The organism is Marinobacterium profundum, from assembly GCF_001528745.1.
GTDB lineage: Bacteria > Pseudomonadota > Gammaproteobacteria > Pseudomonadales > Balneatricaceae > Marinobacterium_A > Marinobacterium_A profundum.
Window position 1 is genome coordinate 116,972 of the sequence record NZ_BCNS01000100.1, and the last position, 17,031, is coordinate 134,002.

Genomic DNA, 17,031 nt, shown 5'->3' on the forward strand with positions numbered 1-17,031 from the left:
TCTGCGGCAACTGTCGACTGGCCCCAGTATAGACATAAATCAGCCAGACTCCGCGGGCCGGCGCACCCTGCCTGCCAGCCTGGGCCCGGGGGACGCCAATGTATAGACTATCCCGCAGCAGATCAATCGCCGCAGGGGCGCCGGGCCCGTGCAGGCAGCTCGCCTGATAGCCCCATGGCCACCAGCGCCAGATGGTTTTTCACCGCACCAAGACGATCAAAGCACTGCATGCCGATATTTCGCCCCAGCACCAGCAGCGGCTGCTGGCTATCGAACAATCGCTTGAAGCCTTCCATACCGGCCGCCATCTGCAGGTTTTCGCCCTGACGTCTGCGCTGATAGCGACGCAGAATACGTGCTGCACCTATGTCATCTCCTCTGGCCGCCGCCGCCTCAACAACCTCCGCCAGCACCGCCGCATCCAGCAGCCCCAGATTCACCCCCTGGCCCGCCAGCGGATGAATGGTGTGGGCCGCATCGCCGATAGCGGCAAAGGCGTCCTGCACGTAGCGCTTGGCATGGCGCTGGCGCAACGGAAAACTGTGGCGCTGATCCGCCCATTCCACAGCGCCCAGGCGACCTTCGAAAGCCCGCTCCAGCGCCGTACAGAAAGCCGCATTCTCAAGCCCCATCAACTCACGCACATGCTCCGGCGAGGTTGACCAGACAATAGAGCTCAGATGATCATCGGCGCCATCGCGCAGCGGCAGGAACGCCAGCGGGCCATCATCGGTAAAGCGCTGCCAGGCGGTGGCGCCATTGCTGCGCTCGGTACGCACTGTAGTCACAATGGCGTGGTGACCATAGTCCCACTCCCAGGTTGGCAGTGCAGCAAGCCGCCTGGTGCGTGACAGCGCACCGTCCGCCGCGATCACCAGGCGAGTGCGCACTGCCTGGCCATCAGACAGTGCCAGCTCGCGCCAGAAACCAGCAGCAGAGCTACGGGGTTCGGACAGTGCTCGCACCTCGACACCCTCAAACAGCCGAATATGCGGCTGTTCGGCCAGGGCGGTGCGCAGCCCGGCCAGAATGACGCGATTCTCAACGATATGTCCCAGATAGGGCTCATGCAGATCGGCGGCACTGAAGTGTGTGCGACCGGTACCCTCGCCGTCCCAGACATCCATATCGGTGTAGGGACTCAGGCGCAGCGACTGCATCACCGGCCAGGCATCCACTGAGCGCAGTATTTGCTCGGAGGCACAGGTTAGCGCACTCACCCGCGCATCAAACCCCTGAGCGGTTGCCTCCTGCACCTGCTGCAGCGGACTTTGCGACTGCGCCGGCCGGCTCTCCAGCAGCATAATGCGGAGTCCCGAGTCACGCAGCGCCAGCGCCGCCGTCAAACCCACCATGCCGGCGCCGACGATCACCAGATCAGCATCCATCACTTCGCTCATAAGGGCCCCTCCCAAGGCTGCAACCCAGGCGCAGGTGTATCCAGCCCCATGGCGCTGCGGGCGAACAGGGTCTTGCCCGTCGGGCAAATATCCAGCGCCTGCAGCCCCAGGTTGCGCCCCAGGGTCAGCAGCGGGTTGCGGCTGGTAAACAACTTCATGGTGCCATCGCTAAAGCCGATGGTGCGCTGCTGATCGCTGCGCATCTGCTCGTGATAACTCTGCAGCACCGCCAGATCGCCCAGCGAACGCCCCTGCTGCTTCGCAGCAATCAGATGGTCCGCCAGGCTGACGAGGCCCCGCAGTGCAAGATTGTAGCCTTGGCCCGCGATCGGGTGCAGCGCATGAGCCGCATTACCCAGCACGACCAGACCCGCGCGTACCTGCTCTTCTGCCAGCACCAGCTGCAACGGATAGGCATGGCGCTCGCCCACCTGCACAAAGCGCCCGGCGCGATAGCCAAACCGCTGCTGCAGCTGCGCCAGAAAACCTGCGTCGTCCATCTCCATCAGTACCTGGGTATCGTCGTCCGACAGCGTCCAGACCAACCCGCAGCGGTGCCGGGCATCCTGATCCTGCAACGGCAGCAACGCCATGGGACCCTGATCGGTAAAACGCTCATAAGCAACGCCGCCGTGCGGTCTATCCGGGCTGACATTGGCAATCAGCGCATGCTGCTCATAGGCGCTGTAGCTATAGCCAATGCCCAGACGCTCACGCAACTCGGAGCGCCCACCATCCGCCATAACCACCAGCTCGCAGCTCAGCTTTGCTGCACAGCCGCCCTGATTGACAGTAACGCCCATCTGGCCGGCGCCGGGAACAATTTCCGCCACTTCGGCCGGACAGAGATAATCAATGCGGCCGCACTCTGACTGCTGCAGCCGATTCAGCAACACCTGGCCAAGCCACTGGTTCTCAACCACATAACCCAACGCCGGCACACGCTGCTGCGCGGCATTGAGGCGCGAGGCACCAAAGTGACCACGATCGGAAATATGAATTTCACCGATGGGGGTGATGTGCTGCGCCAGCGTCTGCCAGATACCCATGCGTTCATAGGCACTGCGACTGCCATAGGCAAGCGCCGTGGCACGGGCGTCGTAACTGGGCTGATAGGTCAGGTCATCCGTGCGCAGTGGCACTGGCTCAACAATGGCAATATCCAGCCCCAACGCCTGGGCAGCAGGTGCCAGGGCGCAGGCCAGGCTCGCACCTACCATGCCGCCACCAACGATGATCAGGTCATAATGCGGTTTCATCAGGAGTGTTGGGCCCTTGCCATCAGCTGCTCAATCTCGGCCACCGTTTTGGGCGCCGCCGCGCTCAATACTTCGCAACCCGTTTCGGTCACCAGCACGTCATCTTCGATACGGATACCGATGCCACGCCAGCGCGGCTCGACCCGCTCATTATGGGGTGATACATAGAGCCCGGGCTCCACCGTCATCACCATGCCAGGCTGCAACGGGCGCCATTCACCGGCAACGCGATAGTCGCCGACATCATGTACATCCATGCCCAGCCAGTGCCCCAGCCGATGCATGTAGAACTCGCGATAGGCACCGGCTTCGATCAGCACATCGACCTCGCCTTCCAGCAGCCCCAGCTCAACCAGCCCTGCGGTGAGCATCTGCACCGACAGGTCATGCACTTCATTCCAGAGCACACCCGGGCGCACCAATTCGATACAGGCCAGTTGCGTGCGCAGCACCAGCTCGTACAGCTGCTTCTGCTCAGGGCCGAAGCGCCCGTCCACCGGGAAGGTACGGGTAATATCGCCGGCATAGTATTCCAGCTCACAGCCCGCATCGATCAGTACCAGATCACCGGCCCGCAAAGCGTCGCGATTCTCGGTGTAGTGCAGTATGCAGCCGTTGGCACCGCCCCCAACGATGGAGGAGTAGGCCGGCAGATGACAGCCCTGCATGGCAAAGTGATGGCTGATTTCCGCCTCGAGCTGATACTCGAACAGACCCGGCCTGCAGCGTTGCATCGCGCGCTCATGCGCCTTGGCTGAAATAACGCCGGCTTCACGCATCAGGCCAATTTCGGCCTCTGATTTGAACAGCCGCAGTTCGTGCAGCAGCGGATCCAGCATTACCAGCTCAACCGGCGCTACAGCCCCCTGGCGCGAGCGCGAGCGCACCGTCTTGAGCCACTGCCGCACACGACCATCAAAAGCCTCATCAGTGCCGATGGAGTAGCTGATGCTGCGATGGCCATCAAGCAGTTCCGGCAGACGCTGATCTATGTCCGCCACAGCATGCGCCTCGTCGGCACCGTAGTGCCGCACTACGCCTTCAGGCCCCGTGCGGTAGCCGTGCCAGATTTCCATCTCCGCATCCCGCCCCTGGCAGAACAGCACCATCTCGCCATCGCGGCGGCCCGGCAGCAGCACCAGTACCGCATCAGGCTCATTGAAACCGGTGAGATAATAAAAATCACTGTCCTGACGGAAAGGATACTCGACATCCCGGTTGCGGGCCCGCATTGAGGCGCCGGGAACTATGGCAAGACCACCGGCCGGCAGTTGCGCCATCAGGCGGGCACGACGGGCAGCAAATTCGCTCTGGGGCAGGCGTGATTTCATCATCAGTGCAACGTCTGGGGCGCGGTCGGCTCAGCGGGGCTGTCATCCGGCGCTTTGTTGCATTCGGCAAACAGCATCAGCGCTGCCATGCGGACATACTCCTCCACCTGCATCAGGTTGGACTCGCCTTCTTCGCCGTCATCGTCATCTGCCACGATCTGGGAAATGTCACTCAGATCGGAGAGCACTTCACGTGACTCCTGCGACAGACTATCGTCCGTTTGCTTGCCGTACTGGCCGAACCCGCTCAAAAAGCCCTGGCACCACTGCCCCAGACAGGCCGCGCGCAACGACAGCAATTCATCGTCATCCGGCAGTAACAGATCAAAATCAAGCTCCATGCCCTCAAGCTGCGCCAGCGCATGCCCAAACATCTCCAGCACCCGCACCTTGGATACCTCTTGGGTGAAGTCGTCGATTTCCAGAAAGGTCGCAGCCAGCTGCAGCCAGGCTGCAGGATCGGGCCTTGCACCCGCCACCAGACAGCCACTCAGCAGGCCATGTAATTCAGCCGGGGATATTTCCTGCACACCTTCGCCGACAAGCACATTGGCAATATCATCAAAATCAGCCGGGGCGGAGTGGTTTTCGGTATCTGCTATCATCAGTCTTCGCTCAATTCCTGCGGACGTGTACCAGGTCACGACCAGGGGTTCACTGTTGCCGATATCCTAGCAGCCTGACCGGCTGAACACTATTGCACAGCGGCGCACTGCGAGTGCCTTTCATTGACCCTTAACCAAGCGCTGTTTATATTTCCCCCTTGATCACATTGCCGGGACTGAGCATGAACGACCACTATTTCAACGCCCTGGAACGAAAAATCGATCAGTTGCTCGATCACTGTCACCGGCTGGAGCAGGAAAACCAGCGACTGCGCTCACAGGAAACGCAATTAAAGGATGAACGTGCCCGTCTGCTGCAACTGAATGACCAGACCCGCAGCAAAGTCGAGTCCATGATTCAGCGACTCAAGGCACTGGAGCAAAATGCATGAGCAAAACCGAAGCACACAAGGTCACGATCAAGCTGCTCGACAAGGAATACATGATCGCCTGTCCCGAGGGGGCTGAAGCTGAACTGCTGACCTCTGCCGACTACCTTGATCAGAAGATGCGCGACATTCGCGGCAACGGCAAAACAGTCGGCCTGGAACGGGTCGCGGTCATGGCGGCGCTGAACATCGCCCATGAACTGCTCAGAAGTCATGCCGACAACCAGCAGCATATTGAAAACCAGGTGCGCCATCTGGGCAGCAAAATTGATCAGTCCCTAGGGCGCTCGAAGCTTGAAAATCGCGAAGCCGATGATTGAAAATTCTTCATGGCGAAAAAATTGTTTAAATATCAACCAAGTAAAAGCGCGCTTAGCTAAATTGAATTAAATTTCAAGTCCTGACATCCAGTTGCAGACGCGTATAATGGTAACCACTCCCTGGGGTGTTCGACAGGCGTTCAAGTCCCTCGAGCCGATAAGTACACCCCTGGAGGCCTTCTGTGATGCTGGTGTGCATGTCCGTTTAGCGGAAAGCCTGATGTATTCGAAGGCCCCCACCTTGAACCTTAGGGTTCAGGGCCACGAACGTTACCGGCACTCCCGGGGAGCCCTTTCAGACTATTGCCCATGTCCTTGCCTACACCTGATCAACGCCAGCTTCTGAGACGCGAAATGCGCGACCGCCGTCGAGCCCTTAGCGCCCGACAGCAGCGTGACGCCGCAGCTAAACTACTGGCCAACCTGTGTCGATTACCCGCCTTTCATCGCGCCCGGCATATTGCACTCTACCTGCCCAACGATGGTGAAATTGACCCGACTCCGGTGATCGAACTTTGCTGGCGCCAGGGCAAGCAAGTTTATCTGCCTGTACTGCACCCCATTCGCCACAACCGACTCTGGTTTGTGCCTTATGATCGCACTACCCCCATGCAGCGCAATATCTACCGAATTCTGGAACCCAAACTCAGAAGAGCGCCCAAGCGGCCGCCCCAGGCGCTTGACCTGGTATTACTGCCACTGGTTGCATTTGATGCCAGTGGCGCACGCATGGGCATGGGAGGGGGTTATTACGATCGAACTTTCAGCTTTAAACAACGCAAAGGGCCACAGGGACCGAAACTGATCGGCCTGGCGCATGATATTCAGAGAGTTAACGAACTACCCGTTGCAAGCTGGGACATACCGCTTGCGGGCATAGTGACAGACTGTCGCGGCTACAGGCTGTAGCCGCAGCAACTCAGCTGTTGCTGAAGACCTGCTCGACCAGCGCAGCGAATTGAAAATCGCTTTGCGAAACACCAGTCATAATTGAACCGATGAGAAAGACCATAACGATCACCATCATCAGATCCGGACCATTTTTCATACGCCGCAATTAACCTCTTATCAGGTAAGAAGGAGCAGCCGTTGTAATAACTGTATGCGGCAACTCCGAGAATCAGAATGCCGTGTAGTGTTCCATACTGCAGCAATATTGCAACAGCTGTTGCCTACTTTATTTAAATTGTCGGTCGCAACTCGGGTTTATTTTGCTCCCGATGCACTGAAATTCACAATATGCCGCGACAGCTTGGCCGCCCGGCAGTTTTCACAGCCATGACAGCATTGGAAATCAGCCCTATACAGAACAAAACGACTGTCGCCTTAACGCTACATAAAGCCCCAAAAAAACCGCTATCAAGCTCAGGTCAACCAGCCCAACATGAGCGGAATTGTTAATGCAGAAAGTAACGTCTGACCGGTAATGATCGCCGCCATCATGGGGGCATCGCCACCCAGCTGCCGTGCCAGAATATAGGCTGAGCTCGCCGTGGGCAGCGCGGCAAACAAAATCAGCAGATTGCGGGTCTGATCCCCCAGTGAAAGTAGCTGTGCCAGCCCCAGCGCCAACAGCGGCAACAGCAACAACTTGATCACCGACGCCCCCAGCAGCGCAGGCCCCACCGCTCGCAGTGCCTTCAGGCTCAATCCGGCACCCACCGCCAGCAGCCCCAGCGGCAACGCCATCTGCCCCAGTAGCTCGGCCACCGGACGCACCATCGAAGGCATGCCAATGCCGCTGTAATTAAGCAACAGGCCTAGTACGGACGCCAGAATCAACGGGTTGCGCGCCAAATTGCGCAACACCGGACGCAGCCCCGGGGATCCGCCGGCATGAAACGCAAACGCCAGCACACAAAACACATTAAGCAGCACAATCATAAAAGCGATAATGACTGCCGACACCGCCAGTGCCGAATCGCCGTAAATCGCCGCGACCATCGCCAGCCCGACATAGGTATTGAAGCGCACCCCCCCCTGATAAAAGGAAGTAAATCCGGCGCCATCGAGTTTTAACAACGGGCGCAACAGATAACACAGCAGCGTACCACCCAGCAGCAGCAACAGAATTGCCAGACCAATACTGCCAATGGGCACATCGCTGATATCCGCCTGACTCAAGCGGGCCACCAGCAGCACGGGGAAAAGCACGAAATAAGTCGCCTTCTCTGCCAGCGGCCAGAAGTCCTCGCCGGGAAAACTATAACGGCGCGCCAGCACGCCCAGCATCAGCAATGCGAACACGGGCCAAAGCATTAACAGCATATCGAACATGACATCAGCTCCCTGTCATTCGGCTTAAACAGCACTGGAGAATACTGGACAGCTGCCCCTCAGGCGAGCCGCTGCTTTACTCTTGCGACCCGGACACAAACCGGACACACTCAGGATTGGGCGCCGGCGCTGCCCGACAAGGGACAGCACCGCGGGACAGTCCGCACTATTGCGCACGCCGGCCTACTCTGTGGCCCGCGCGCTAGGTAACTGCATACAGGAGCGTAACATGATGACATCCCTGGTATTAACTGCCATAGGCCCGGACAAACCCGGTCTGGTGGAAATTTTGTCCCAGACCATTGCCCGTCACAACGGCAACTGGCTTGAGTCCGGCATGTCGCGTCTGGGCGGCAAGTTTGCCGGTATTCTGATCGTCAGTGTTCCGGCAGATGACGTCAGTGCGCTGGAGCAGGCGCTGAGTGCACTGCAGAGCCAGGGCCTCAAGGTGATGACCGAGCGCAATGACGACACCGCCAGCGACACCAGTCGCAGCCCTATTCAGCTCGAATTGGTAGGCCATGACAAGCCCGGCATCGTACGTGAAATCGCCCAGGCGCTAGCCACGCGGAACATCAACGTGGAAAGTCTGGATACGGAACTCACCTCCGGCTCCATGTCCGGCGAGCAGCTGTTCAAGGCTCAGGCGAGCCTGCTGGCCCCCGAGGGGCTGGATATAGACGAACTGCAGCTGGCGCTGGAAGCCATCGCCAGTGATCTGATGGTGGACATTACTCTGAATTAGACGACCCTGCCCCGGCGGACTTTAAAAGCCCGCCGGAGCAGCTTGGAACAGCGCCGCGTTTAGGCCACGTCGCCGCGCGTCGCCAGCAGCTCATGCCCGCGCGCCACCGCTGCACGCACCTGATTTGGTGCAGTACCGCCGATATGATCACGCGCCGCCACTGAGCCTTCCAGCGTCAGCACATCAAACACATCATCACCAATCTCAGCGGAGAACTGCTGCAGCTCAGCCAGCGTCATCTCGCTCAGATCCCGCCCTTCGGCGATACCAAAGGCCACCGATTTACCGACAATTTCGTGGGCATCACGGAAGGCAACGCCTTTGCGCACCAGGTAATCCGCCAGATCCGTGGCGGTAGCGAAGCCGCGCATGGCGGCGTTGCGCATGCTTTCCTTGCGAGATTCCAGCGCCGGCACCATATCGGCGAAAGCACGCAGGCAGCCATTGACGGTGTCGATAGTATCGAACAGCGGCTCCTTGTCTTCCTGGTTGTCCTTGTTGTAAGCCAGCGGCTGGGATTTCATCAGCGTGAGCAGCGACATCAGGTGACCGTACACGCGACCGCTCTTGCCACGCACCAGCTCTGGCACATCCGGATTTTTCTTCTGCGGCATGATCGACGAGCCGGTGCAGAAACGATCCGGCAGATTGATGAAATCAAACTGCGCCGACGCCCAAAGCACCAGTTCCTCGGACATGCGGCTCATATGCATCAGCAGTATGCTGGAAGCTGCACAAAACTCGATGGCGAAATCCCGATCTGACACGGCATCCAGAGAATTGCCCGCCGGTGCCGAGAAGTTCAGCAGCTTGCAGGTCATGTTGCGGTCAATCGGATAGGTCGTGCCAGCCAGCGCCGCAGCACCCAGCGGCATAATGTTCACGCGCTTGCGGCAGTCGACATAACGCTCGTAATCCCGGCTCAGCATTTCGAACCAGGCCATAACGTGGTGGCCAAAGGTCACCGGCTGGGCGGTCTGCAGATGGGTAAAGCCCGGCATGATGGTGTCGACTTCACGCTCGGCCAAGCTCAGCATGCCCTGCTGCAAGCGGCTGATTTCGGCCAGAATGCGATCAATTTCGGCGCGGACATAGAGACGAATATCGGTGGCAACCTGGTCGTTGCGCGAACGGCCGGTATGCAGTTTTTTGCCAGTAATGCCGATTTTCTGGGTCAGCGCCGCTTCGATGTTCATGTGTACATCTTCCAGCGCGATGGACCACTCGAAAGTGCCGCGCTCGATTTCGACACGAATCTCGCCCAGACCACGAATAATATCGTCACGCTCGGCGTCGGTCAGTACGCCAGCGGCGGTAAGCATTTTGGCGTGGGCGATGGAGCCTTGAATGTCCTGCAGGTACATGCGCTGATCAAACTCAACGGATGCGGTAAAACGGGCGACGAAGGCATCGGTCGGCTCGCTGAAACGACCGCCCCATTGCTGATTGGTTTTGTTGCTCATCAGGAAAACCTCTGACTGGAGTGACCACCGGGCCTCCGGCAGCTGAAACTGGTGGCGAATTATATCACCTTTAACAGGCAAATCCTGAGCCCCAGGCATCGGCTTTGCGCCGCACCCATCCAGAGTCCCGGAGGGATCTGTTACAATCGCTGCAACCCCGCTCAGGACCCGGCGCAAAACCCGGGACAGTCAAAACGAGAGCCTGATGAATACCGATAAAATTCGCATCGCCACCCGCAAAAGCCTGCTTGCCCTCTGGCAGGCCGAGTACGTCAAAGCCGAACTGGAACGCCATCACCCCGGCATTGAAATTGAGCTCATCGGCTTCACCACCCGTGGCGACAAGATCCTCGACACCCCGCTGGCCAAGGTTGGCGGCAAGGGCCTGTTCGTCAAGGAACTGGAAAACGCCATGCTCGACGGCGACGCCGATATCGCCGTTCACTCCATGAAAGACGTCCCTATGGAGTTCCCTGAAGGCCTGGGTCTGGCGGTCATCTGCCCCCGGGAAAATCCCACCGACGCCTTTGTGTCCAACACCTACGCCAGCATTGATGACCTCCCCGCCGGCGCCGTGGTCGGCACCTCGTCTCTGCGCCGCGAGTCGCAACTGCGCGCCCGGCGTCCGGACCTGGTGATCCGCAGCCTGCGCGGCAATGTGCAGACCCGGCTGCGCAAGCTCGACGAAGGCGAGTTCGATGCCATCATACTGGCCAGTGCAGGCCTGATTCGCCTCGAGCTGCAGGAGCGGATTCGCGCCAGCATGCCCGCCGAAGAAAGCCTGCCCGCCGGTGGCCAGGGCGCCGTCGGTATCGAGTGCCGGCTGAATGACCAGCGCACCCGCGACCTTCTGGCACCGCTGCACCATCAGCCCAGTGCCTGGTGTGTCGAGGCCGAACGCGCCATGAACCGGCGCCTGGAAGGCGGTTGCCAGGTCCCCATCGCCTGCTATGCCACCCTGAACGAATCCCAGGACAGGCTCTGGCTGCGCGGTCTTGTCGCCAGCCCCGACGGCACCCAGGTACTGTCGGACGAAATCCGGGGCATCCCGGAACAGGGCAAGGCCATGGGCATTGAACTGGCTGAACGCCTGCTAGCCGCAGGCGCCGATCATATACTGGCCGCCGTTTATGCCCAGAATGCCGACTGAACAGCGCCAGCCTGGCCCACTCAGCGGCCAGCGGGTACTGGTAACAAGGCCCAGCCACCAGTCCCAGCAGCAGGCAGAATTGCTGCGGGCCCAGGGTGCCGAAGCTGTGCTGCTGCCGCTGCTGAGCATAGAACCGCTGGCAGAGCCCGATCCTGCGTTCAGTCACGCCAGACACTGTGTACTGGATCTGGATTTGTACCACGCGGTCATCGTCATCAGCGCCAATGCCGCCCGTTTGGGTATCGACCTGGTGGACGAATACTGGCCGCAACTTCCTGTTGGTGTTCACTGGATGGCCATAGGCGCCAGCACCGCCGCCAGGCTGCACGACTACGGCATAGAGGCCCGCCACAGCAGCAGCGGCTATGACTCCGAAGCATTATTGCAGGCACCAGAGCTGCAGCAGATCGAGGGTTTGCGTATCCTGATCCTGCGCGGTGACGGTGGCCGTGAGACACTCGCCAGCGAGCTGCAATCCCGCGGCGCCCGGGTTGATCAGGCAACTCTGTACCGCCGCATTCGGCCGCAACTGAACCGGGCCTGCATCGAAAGTGCTATTTATGCCCTACCCTTATCCGCTATCCTGATCACCAGTGGCGAAAGCCTGAGTAACCTTGTCGCACTGGCAGAGCAGGTCGGAAGTACCGAGGGACTGGCGCAACTGCTGCACTGTCCGCTGGTGATTCCAAGCCAGCGAATCGCGACTCTGGCCCATGAGGCGGGCTTTAAACAGGTTATTCTAGCTAGTGGCCCCGACGACCAAAGCATGATCGGGGCGCTGTTGACTAAAATCGACGCGGAAAAAGACTGATGAGCGACGCAGGGAATAGAAACAAAGAAAACCGGACGCCCGAAATCATCGACGCCGAGGTAACCGAGGTGCCGACGCAGAGTCCGCCCAAGGGCACGGATACCCCAAAAAAAGCCAAGACATGGCCGGCACTGGTCGCACTGGTGCTGTCGATTATCGCCCTGGTGCTAATCGCTTATCTGGGCTGGCAGGGCTGGCAATGGCAACAGGGCAACGCCCAGGCACTGCAACAGATAAGCGAGCAAGCCGACAGCGCCCAGGCCGAGGGCCAGACTCAGCTGGCACAGGAACTCGACAATCTGCAGCAGCAGATGGCGACGCTCAAAACCCAGGCCCAGACCGACAAGAGCGGCATTGATGCGCTGCAGGAACGCCTGACCCAGAGCATTCAGCAGGTCATGTCGGGCCAGCAGAGTTCACGCAAGGACTGGTTGCTGGCAGAAGTTGAATACCTGCTGCGCCTGGCCAATCAGCGTGTACTGATGGAGCAGACCGCCGATGGCGCCCTCAAACTGCTTAAGTCCGCCGACCTGATTCTGAAAGAAACCGACGATGTGTCTATCTACGAAGTGCGCAAGGCGCTGGCCGCAGACATTGCCGCCCTGGAGTCAGTGCCGCGTCTGGATACCGAAGGCGCTTTCCTTCAGCTGGGCGCGCTCAACATCCAGGTGGACCACCTGAGTCTGGTACCCATCACCAACAAGCGTGAACTGCCGGCAATGCTGGAACAGATCACACCGGACAGCGTATCCGAATCCTGGACCCAGGGCCTCAAGGCCTCCCTGGATGGCGCCATGAGCAAGTTCGAGCAGCTCATCGTCATCCAGCATCGCGACGAGCCAGTCGAACCCCTGCTCTCGCCCGAGCAGCACTTTTTCCTGCAGCAAAATCTGCACCTGATGCTCGAACAGGCACAGCTGGCACTGCTGCAGCGCAAGCAGAACGCCTATGACAGCGCACTGGGCAAGGCGGAAAACTGGATTGATACCTACTTCGATCCGCAGGATGCCACCACCAATGCACTGCTACGCGGTATAGCCGAACTCAAGCTGCTGCAGGTCTCGCCCGAGGTGCCCGATATTTCAGGCTCGCTCAATACCCTCAAGGCTTACCTGCAGCAAATGACCAAACTGAAGCAGGAAGGAGCCGCGTGACATGAAACGAGGACTTCTGCTTTTACTGTTCATTCTGTTTGCGGGCGCCTGGCTGGGCGAAAAGATGGTGCAGGATCCAGGCTACGTTCTGGTGTCCTATAACAGCACCACCATCGAAACCAGCCTTTGGGTTCTGCTGGTGGCCGGCCTGGTCAGCTTTATTGCGGCTTATATACTGCTGCGTCTGCTGTCCAAGGCCCGCATCCCCACGACCGAACTGCGCCATTGGGGTGAGCGTCGCGCACTGCGCAACGCTCACCGCAAAACCCTCAAGGGCCTGCAAGCCTTCAACGATGGCAACTGGTGGAAAGCCCAGCGCTATCTTAGCCAGGCGGCACCCAGAGCCGAACTGCCCCTGATCAACTACCTTACCGCGGCCCGTGCTGCCCAGGAACAGGGCGACGACAAGGGCGCCGATGAGCTACTGCTGCAGGCGCGCCAGCAAAGCCCGCAGAACGCCACGGCGACTGATATTGCCCAGGCCCAGTTGCAGTTCGAACGCGGCCAGTTTGAAGAGTGCCGCACCACCCTGACGGCGCTGCAGACCAAAGTGCCCAAACACAGCCAGGTACTGCGTCTGCTGCACAGCTGCCTGGTTCAGCTGGGCGACTGGCAGGGCCTGGCAGCTCTGCTGCCCGAGCTGCGCCAGAACAAGATACTGCCGCAGGAATCGCTGCTGGCCCTTGAGCTGCGCTGTCATCGAACAGTCCTTGGTCAGAGCCTGGCCCAGCTCCCCGCTGATACTGAACATGAGACCCGCGTGCAGGTGCTGAATCGCGCCTGGCAGGATCTGCCAACCCAGCTGACGAGCGAAGAGGGCCTGGTGTGCGATTATGTCACCCAGCTGATCACTCTGGGGGAAGAGGCCCGCGCCGAGATATTCCTGCGTGACCAGATCAAGCGTAACTGGAACGACAATCTGGTACGGATATACGGCCGCCTGCAGGGTGAGAACGCCCACAAGCAGCTGGAAATCGCCCGCAAGTGGCAGCAAGAGCACCCCGACAACGCCGATGTGCTGCTGACTCTTGGTCGCCTGTCCATGCGCAACGGGCACTGGGGCAAGGCCATCGGCTTCTTCGAGCAGAGCATCGCGCTGCAGCCAGGCGCCGATGCCTACGCCGAACTCTGTCGCCTGCTGCAGCACCTGGGCGAGCATGACAGGGTCGCAACATTACTGCAGGAAGGCCTGAGTACCACAGGTTCCGGATTGCCCAGCCTGCCCATGCCGGACAAGTCCGCAACGGTCAGCGCCTGATACCCACGTCAAATTCAACAACACAGCACGGACCCGCAAGGGTCCGTTTTGCATTCAGGGTTTTAGCTTAAGTTTTTCCAGTACCTTGTCCGGCACCGCGGCATAGTGATCAAACTCCAGGGTAAAAAGCGCCCTTCCCTGGGTGACTGAACGCAGGTCAGTGGCATAGCCGAACATTTCCGCCAGAGGCACCAGCCCCTCAACATCATGGGTGCCATCGGCACGCGGCACTGTGCTGCGTACCTCACAGCGGCGCGCACTAAGCTGCCCCAGCACATCACCCAGATTCTCTTGCGGGGTGACCACGGTGATCCTGCATAGCGGTTCAAGCAGCTTAGGCTGCGCCTGCAGCACCGCGTCCCGGAACGCCTGTACGGCCGCATTTTTAAATGCAAGTTCGCTGGAATCAACGCTATGGGTGGAACCATCCACCAGCGTCACGGCGACATCAGTCACCTCCTGACCACCGATCAGACCCGTTTGCGCCGCCTCCTCAACCCCCTTTTTCACCGCTGTAATAAAGGCAGCCGGAATCACGCCGCCCTTGATCTGCTGTGAAAAAACCAGCCCGGAGCCAGGCTCACCCGGGGCCAGGTCGATATACACATGGCCAAACTGACCATGACCACCGCTCTGGTGCACGTAACGTCCCTCAATGTGACTGACGGCGCCCGCGACCGTCTCCTTGTACGTCACCCGCGGCGCGCCGCTACGTACCTTGATATGGTGCTCACGCTCGATACGCGTCATCAGGATCTCAAGGTGCAGCTCCCCCATACCGGACAGAATGGTCTGGCCGCTGTTGTCATCAAAGTGCACATGAAAGGTCGGATCCTCCTCCTTGAGCTGGGCCAGCGCCCGGTTCATTTCATCCCTATCGCGCACCGCACAGGGTTCGATGGCGATATTGATCACCGGATCCGGAAACTGGATCGATTCCAGCACCAGCGGATGATCCAGGGCGCAGAGCGTGTCGCCGGTTATGGCATCCTTGAGCCCCACTACCGCATCGATTTCACCGGCTGGAATCGTATCGATGTCCTCCCGACGGTCGGCGAATACCCGTACCAGCCGGCCGATACGCAGCTTGTGTCCGGTACGGGGATTAAACACCGCCTCGCCCGTTTTCAGACGCCCGGAATACACCCGCACATAGGCCATCTGCCCGGCATAGGGATCGGTGACCGTTTTGAAGACCAGTGCACAAAGGGGCTCATCAAGACTGAGTTTCCAGTGTTCTTCTTCTCCGCTGATGGGGTGATGACCTACCACTTCCAGTCGATCGGAGGGCGACGGGAGAAGATCAACCACCGCATCCAGCAACGGCTGCACACCAATATTGCGCAGTGCCGAACCGCAAAATACGGGATAAAGCCGATTATCCAGTGTTGCCCGGCGCAGGCCGGCGCGCCACTGAGCCGGCTCTATCTGCTCATCCGCCAGGTACTGCTCCAAGAGCCCGTCATCGGTTTCACAGATCGCCTCCAGCAACTCCCGGCGAGCCTCCAGCGCCGCCGGCAACAAGGCATCGCTAATGGCTTCGCGCAAAGGTGCAGCACCGTACTCGTCGGGCCAGCGAATCTGCTGCATGTCGAGCAGGTCCACCACGCCGACAAAGGTACTTTCAGCACCAATGGGAATATTTACCGCCACCGGGGTCACATGCAGGCGCTCCCGGATACTGACCAGCGCCTGCTGAAAATCCGCCCCGATCCGATCCATCTTGTTGATAAAGCAAATGCGGGGTACTCGATAGCGCTCCGCCTGGCGCCACACCGTTTCGCTCTGGGACTCGACACCGTGAACACCATCGAATACCACCACTCCGCCATCCAGCACCCGCAACGCGCGCTGTACTTCAGCGGTAAAGTCGATATGCCCCGGAGTGTCGATAATATTGATCTGGTGATCACGCCACTGGGCGGTTATAGCTGCCGAGACGATAGTGATCCCCCGTTCGCGCTCCTGATCCATCCAGTCGGTCGTGGCGGTGCCATCATCCACCGAGCCCAGTTTGTGGGTAATACCGCTGTAAAACAGCATGCGCTCGGTGGCCGTTGTCTTGCCGGCATCGATATGGGCAATGATGCCTATGTTACGAATTTTCTCCGGCTCGAAATGTCGCCTGTCCATAAATCCCCCCGGCGCCAGGCCGTCTGGATTGTGTCCAATTGCCAAAGGTCCGTATGCCGGACACTGGGCGCTACTGTGGTACCCCGCAGCGATCTCCCGGAGCACGAACAGAGCAGTGACAGGACACGACTCTTGTGCGGCGCCGTATTCATCGCGCTCCTCCACCACTTTGATGCATGCCTCAGTATTGCATCTATCCGGCTATTTACCGCTTTTGGCCACCGGTAAAATTCGCAGCGTTGCGGGCCTAAAGGCGCATCCATGGCAAGGAAACATCTGGAAAGCTAGACTTGAAGTCAGGGATGGCAGCATCCCCTCCCCGGCTCACTGATGACCAAGCGATGGAGACACCCATGTCCGACCTCAATCACAGCCTGTATGAAGATTTTCCACAGCATGCCGCACGCATTCGCCAGTTGAAGGAAGAAAATGAAACCTTTGCCCGGCTGGCCAGCGAATACCATAAGCTTGACCACAGCGTCCGTGGTCTGGAGATGCGCAATATTCCAACGACAGATGACAATTTTGAACAGATGAAGCGGCGCCGCGTGCAGCTTAAAGACCAGATACTGAAAATGCTGCAGTAGCCAAGGTCACTGCCCGAGAATGCTGGCCGTAGCGAGAGCCGGCTGGCCTGAGGTGGTTTTGGCGGTGCTTTAAAGCGACAAATCGACAGGGTTGCCGATTTACACAGCCTTCGCTGCCCACCGGACAAGCTACAGGGATGTAGCTTGTG

The 17,031-nt window shown here is 59.3% G+C and carries 17 protein-coding genes and 1 other RNA gene; 10 read left to right on the forward strand and 8 right to left on the reverse strand.

Features of this window, described 5'->3' with window-relative positions; all coding sequences use genetic code 11:
* Nucleotides 1-122: 122 nt before the first annotated feature.
* The 4 genes from MPRO_RS09340 to MPRO_RS09355 are packed head-to-tail and all read right to left on the reverse strand — an operon-like array spanning nt 123 to nt 4,595.
* Nucleotides 123-1,400 (reverse strand): FAD-dependent monooxygenase, encoded by a 1,278-nt coding sequence (locus tag MPRO_RS09340; RefSeq protein ID WP_102136293.1) that lies wholly within the window; start codon nt 1,398-1,400, stop codon nt 123-125.
* On the reverse strand, nt 1,397-2,659 hold the full coding sequence (ubiH, locus tag MPRO_RS09345) for a 2-octaprenyl-6-methoxyphenyl hydroxylase (RefSeq protein WP_067290842.1): 1,263 nt from the start codon (nt 2,657-2,659) through the stop codon (nt 1,397-1,399). The genes MPRO_RS09340 and ubiH overlap by 4 nt, the downstream gene beginning before the upstream one ends.
* Nucleotides 2,659-3,993 carry a Xaa-Pro aminopeptidase gene (pepP, locus tag MPRO_RS09350; protein ID WP_067290846.1) on the reverse strand — a complete coding sequence of 445 codons (1,335 nt, stop codon included), beginning with the start codon at nt 3,991-3,993 and terminating at the stop codon, nt 2,659-2,661. Before pepP ends, ubiH begins: the two co-directional genes overlap by 1 nt.
* Nucleotides 3,993-4,595: a UPF0149 family protein gene (locus MPRO_RS09355; RefSeq protein WP_067290849.1), complete on the reverse strand. Its 603-nt coding sequence runs from the start codon at nt 4,593-4,595 to the stop codon at nt 3,993-3,995. Before MPRO_RS09355 ends, pepP begins: the two co-directional genes overlap by 1 nt.
* Nucleotides 4,596-4,777: 182 nt before the next feature.
* On the opposite strand from MPRO_RS09355, the gene MPRO_RS09360 reads away from it, so the two are divergent.
* The 4 genes from MPRO_RS09360 to MPRO_RS09375 all read left to right on the forward strand — a co-directional run bounded on the left by MPRO_RS09360 (nt 4,778) and on the right by MPRO_RS09375 (nt 6,213).
* The gene (locus tag MPRO_RS09360; protein ID WP_067290852.1) at nt 4,778-4,987 is read left to right on the forward strand and encodes a TIGR02449 family protein; all 210 of its coding nucleotides are present in this window, start codon (nt 4,778-4,780) and stop codon (nt 4,985-4,987) included.
* Nucleotides 4,984-5,304: a cell division protein ZapA gene (locus MPRO_RS09365; protein ID WP_067290855.1), complete on the forward strand. Its 321-nt coding sequence runs from the start codon at nt 4,984-4,986 to the stop codon at nt 5,302-5,304. Before MPRO_RS09360 ends, MPRO_RS09365 begins: the two co-directional genes overlap by 4 nt.
* A gap of 114 nt (nt 5,305-5,418) precedes the next feature.
* Nucleotides 5,419-5,597: non-coding RNA, 6S RNA (gene ssrS / locus MPRO_RS09370), on the forward strand.
* Nucleotides 5,598-5,658: 61 nt separating this feature from the next.
* Complete coding sequence (locus MPRO_RS09375; RefSeq protein WP_245635058.1) at nt 5,659-6,213, forward strand: 5-formyltetrahydrofolate cyclo-ligase; 555 nt, start codon at nt 5,659-5,661, stop codon at nt 6,211-6,213.
* 10 nt (nt 6,214-6,223) lie between these two features.
* Here MPRO_RS09375 and MPRO_RS26490 read toward each other — a convergent pair whose 3' ends face one another.
* Together MPRO_RS26490 and MPRO_RS09380 are read right to left on the reverse strand one after the other, a co-directional pair.
* A complete protein-coding gene (locus tag MPRO_RS26490) occupies nt 6,224-6,352 on the reverse strand; it encodes a hypothetical protein (RefSeq protein ID WP_281177162.1) in 129 nt (42 codons plus the stop codon).
* A 317-nt stretch (nt 6,353-6,669) separates the two neighbouring features.
* Nucleotides 6,670-7,581 (reverse strand): AEC family transporter, encoded by a 912-nt coding sequence (locus tag MPRO_RS09380; RefSeq protein WP_067290862.1) that lies wholly within the window; start codon nt 7,579-7,581, stop codon nt 6,670-6,672.
* 229 nt (nt 7,582-7,810) lie between these two features.
* On the opposite strand from MPRO_RS09380, the gene MPRO_RS09385 reads away from it, so the two are divergent.
* Nucleotides 7,811-8,326: a glycine cleavage system transcriptional repressor gene (locus MPRO_RS09385; protein WP_173645505.1), complete on the forward strand. Its 516-nt coding sequence runs from the start codon at nt 7,811-7,813 to the stop codon at nt 8,324-8,326.
* A 59-nt stretch (nt 8,327-8,385) separates the two neighbouring features.
* Here the strand turns inward: MPRO_RS09385 and argH are convergent, their stop codons facing one another.
* A complete protein-coding gene (argH, locus tag MPRO_RS09390) occupies nt 8,386-9,789 on the reverse strand; it encodes an argininosuccinate lyase (protein ID WP_067290909.1) in 1,404 nt (467 codons plus the stop codon).
* Between the two features lie 205 nt (nt 9,790-9,994).
* Between argH and hemC the strand changes: the two genes are divergently transcribed.
* Genes hemC through MPRO_RS09410 form a run of 4 tightly spaced genes read left to right on the forward strand, consistent with a single transcriptional unit; the run spans nt 9,995 to nt 14,162 of the window.
* The gene (hemC, locus tag MPRO_RS09395; protein WP_067290866.1) at nt 9,995-10,939 is read left to right on the forward strand and encodes a hydroxymethylbilane synthase; all 945 of its coding nucleotides are present in this window, start codon (nt 9,995-9,997) and stop codon (nt 10,937-10,939) included.
* Nucleotides 10,920-11,750, forward strand: coding sequence for a uroporphyrinogen-III synthase (locus MPRO_RS09400; RefSeq protein ID WP_245635059.1), 831 nt, complete (start codon nt 10,920-10,922; stop codon nt 11,748-11,750). Before hemC ends, MPRO_RS09400 begins: the two co-directional genes overlap by 20 nt.
* Entirely contained in the window at nt 11,750-12,904 is a 1,155-nt protein-coding gene (locus MPRO_RS09405) for a uroporphyrinogen-III C-methyltransferase (protein WP_067290875.1), read from the forward strand. Before MPRO_RS09400 ends, MPRO_RS09405 begins: the two co-directional genes overlap by 1 nt.
* A 1-nt stretch (nt 12,905) precedes the next feature.
* Complete coding sequence (locus MPRO_RS09410; RefSeq protein ID WP_067290879.1) at nt 12,906-14,162, forward strand: heme biosynthesis HemY N-terminal domain-containing protein; 1,257 nt, start codon at nt 12,906-12,908, stop codon at nt 14,160-14,162.
* 54 nt (nt 14,163-14,216) lie between these two features.
* Here the strand turns inward: MPRO_RS09410 and fusA are convergent, their stop codons facing one another.
* Nucleotides 14,217-16,295, reverse strand: a complete 2,079-nt coding sequence (gene fusA, locus MPRO_RS09415; RefSeq protein ID WP_067290882.1) for an elongation factor G — start codon at nt 16,293-16,295, stop codon at nt 14,217-14,219.
* A 353-nt stretch (nt 16,296-16,648) separates the two neighbouring features.
* Here fusA and MPRO_RS09420 point away from each other — a divergent pair, with 353 nt between their 5' ends.
* The gene (locus MPRO_RS09420) at nt 16,649-16,882 is read left to right on the forward strand and encodes an HP1242/YdcH family protein (RefSeq protein ID WP_067290885.1); all 234 of its coding nucleotides are present in this window, start codon (nt 16,649-16,651) and stop codon (nt 16,880-16,882) included.
* The last annotated feature ends 149 nt before the right edge of the window (nt 16,883-17,031 follow it).

What these genes read in the sequence shown, in the direction of transcription:
- MPRO_RS09340 (WP_102136293.1), bottom strand. Translation starts at nt 1,400, where the DNA reads ATGAGCGAAGTGATGGATGCTGATCTGGTGATCGTCGGCGCCGGCATG.
- fusA (WP_067290882.1), bottom strand. Translation starts at nt 16,295, where the DNA reads ATGGACAGGCGACATTTCGAGCCGGAGAAAATTCGTAACATAGGCATC.
- MPRO_RS09375 (WP_245635058.1), top strand. Translation starts at nt 5,659, where the DNA reads ATGCGCGACCGCCGTCGAGCCCTTAGCGCCCGACAGCAGCGTGACGCC.
- MPRO_RS09385 (WP_173645505.1), top strand. Translation starts at nt 7,811, where the DNA reads ATGATGACATCCCTGGTATTAACTGCCATAGGCCCGGACAAACCCGGT.
- MPRO_RS26490 (WP_281177162.1), bottom strand. Translation starts at nt 6,352, where the DNA reads ATGAAAAATGGTCCGGATCTGATGATGGTGATCGTTATGGTCTTTCTC.
- argH (WP_067290909.1), bottom strand. Translation starts at nt 9,789, where the DNA reads ATGAGCAACAAAACCAATCAGCAATGGGGCGGTCGTTTCAGCGAGCCG.
- MPRO_RS09365 (WP_067290855.1), top strand. Translation starts at nt 4,984, where the DNA reads ATGAGCAAAACCGAAGCACACAAGGTCACGATCAAGCTGCTCGACAAG.
- ubiH (WP_067290842.1), bottom strand. Translation starts at nt 2,659, where the DNA reads ATGAAACCGCATTATGACCTGATCATCGTTGGTGGCGGCATGGTAGGT.
- MPRO_RS09355 (WP_067290849.1), bottom strand. Translation starts at nt 4,595, where the DNA reads ATGATAGCAGATACCGAAAACCACTCCGCCCCGGCTGATTTTGATGAT.
- MPRO_RS09360 (WP_067290852.1), top strand. Translation starts at nt 4,778, where the DNA reads ATGAACGACCACTATTTCAACGCCCTGGAACGAAAAATCGATCAGTTG.
- hemC (WP_067290866.1), top strand. Translation starts at nt 9,995, where the DNA reads ATGAATACCGATAAAATTCGCATCGCCACCCGCAAAAGCCTGCTTGCC.
- MPRO_RS09410 (WP_067290879.1), top strand. Translation starts at nt 12,906, where the DNA reads ATGAAACGAGGACTTCTGCTTTTACTGTTCATTCTGTTTGCGGGCGCC.
- MPRO_RS09405 (WP_067290875.1), top strand. Translation starts at nt 11,750, where the DNA reads ATGAGCGACGCAGGGAATAGAAACAAAGAAAACCGGACGCCCGAAATC.
- MPRO_RS09380 (WP_067290862.1), bottom strand. Translation starts at nt 7,581, where the DNA reads ATGTTCGATATGCTGTTAATGCTTTGGCCCGTGTTCGCATTGCTGATG.
- pepP (WP_067290846.1), bottom strand. Translation starts at nt 3,993, where the DNA reads ATGATGAAATCACGCCTGCCCCAGAGCGAATTTGCTGCCCGTCGTGCC.
- MPRO_RS09420 (WP_067290885.1), top strand. Translation starts at nt 16,649, where the DNA reads ATGTCCGACCTCAATCACAGCCTGTATGAAGATTTTCCACAGCATGCC.
- MPRO_RS09400 (WP_245635059.1), top strand. Translation starts at nt 10,920, where the DNA reads ATGCCCAGAATGCCGACTGAACAGCGCCAGCCTGGCCCACTCAGCGGC.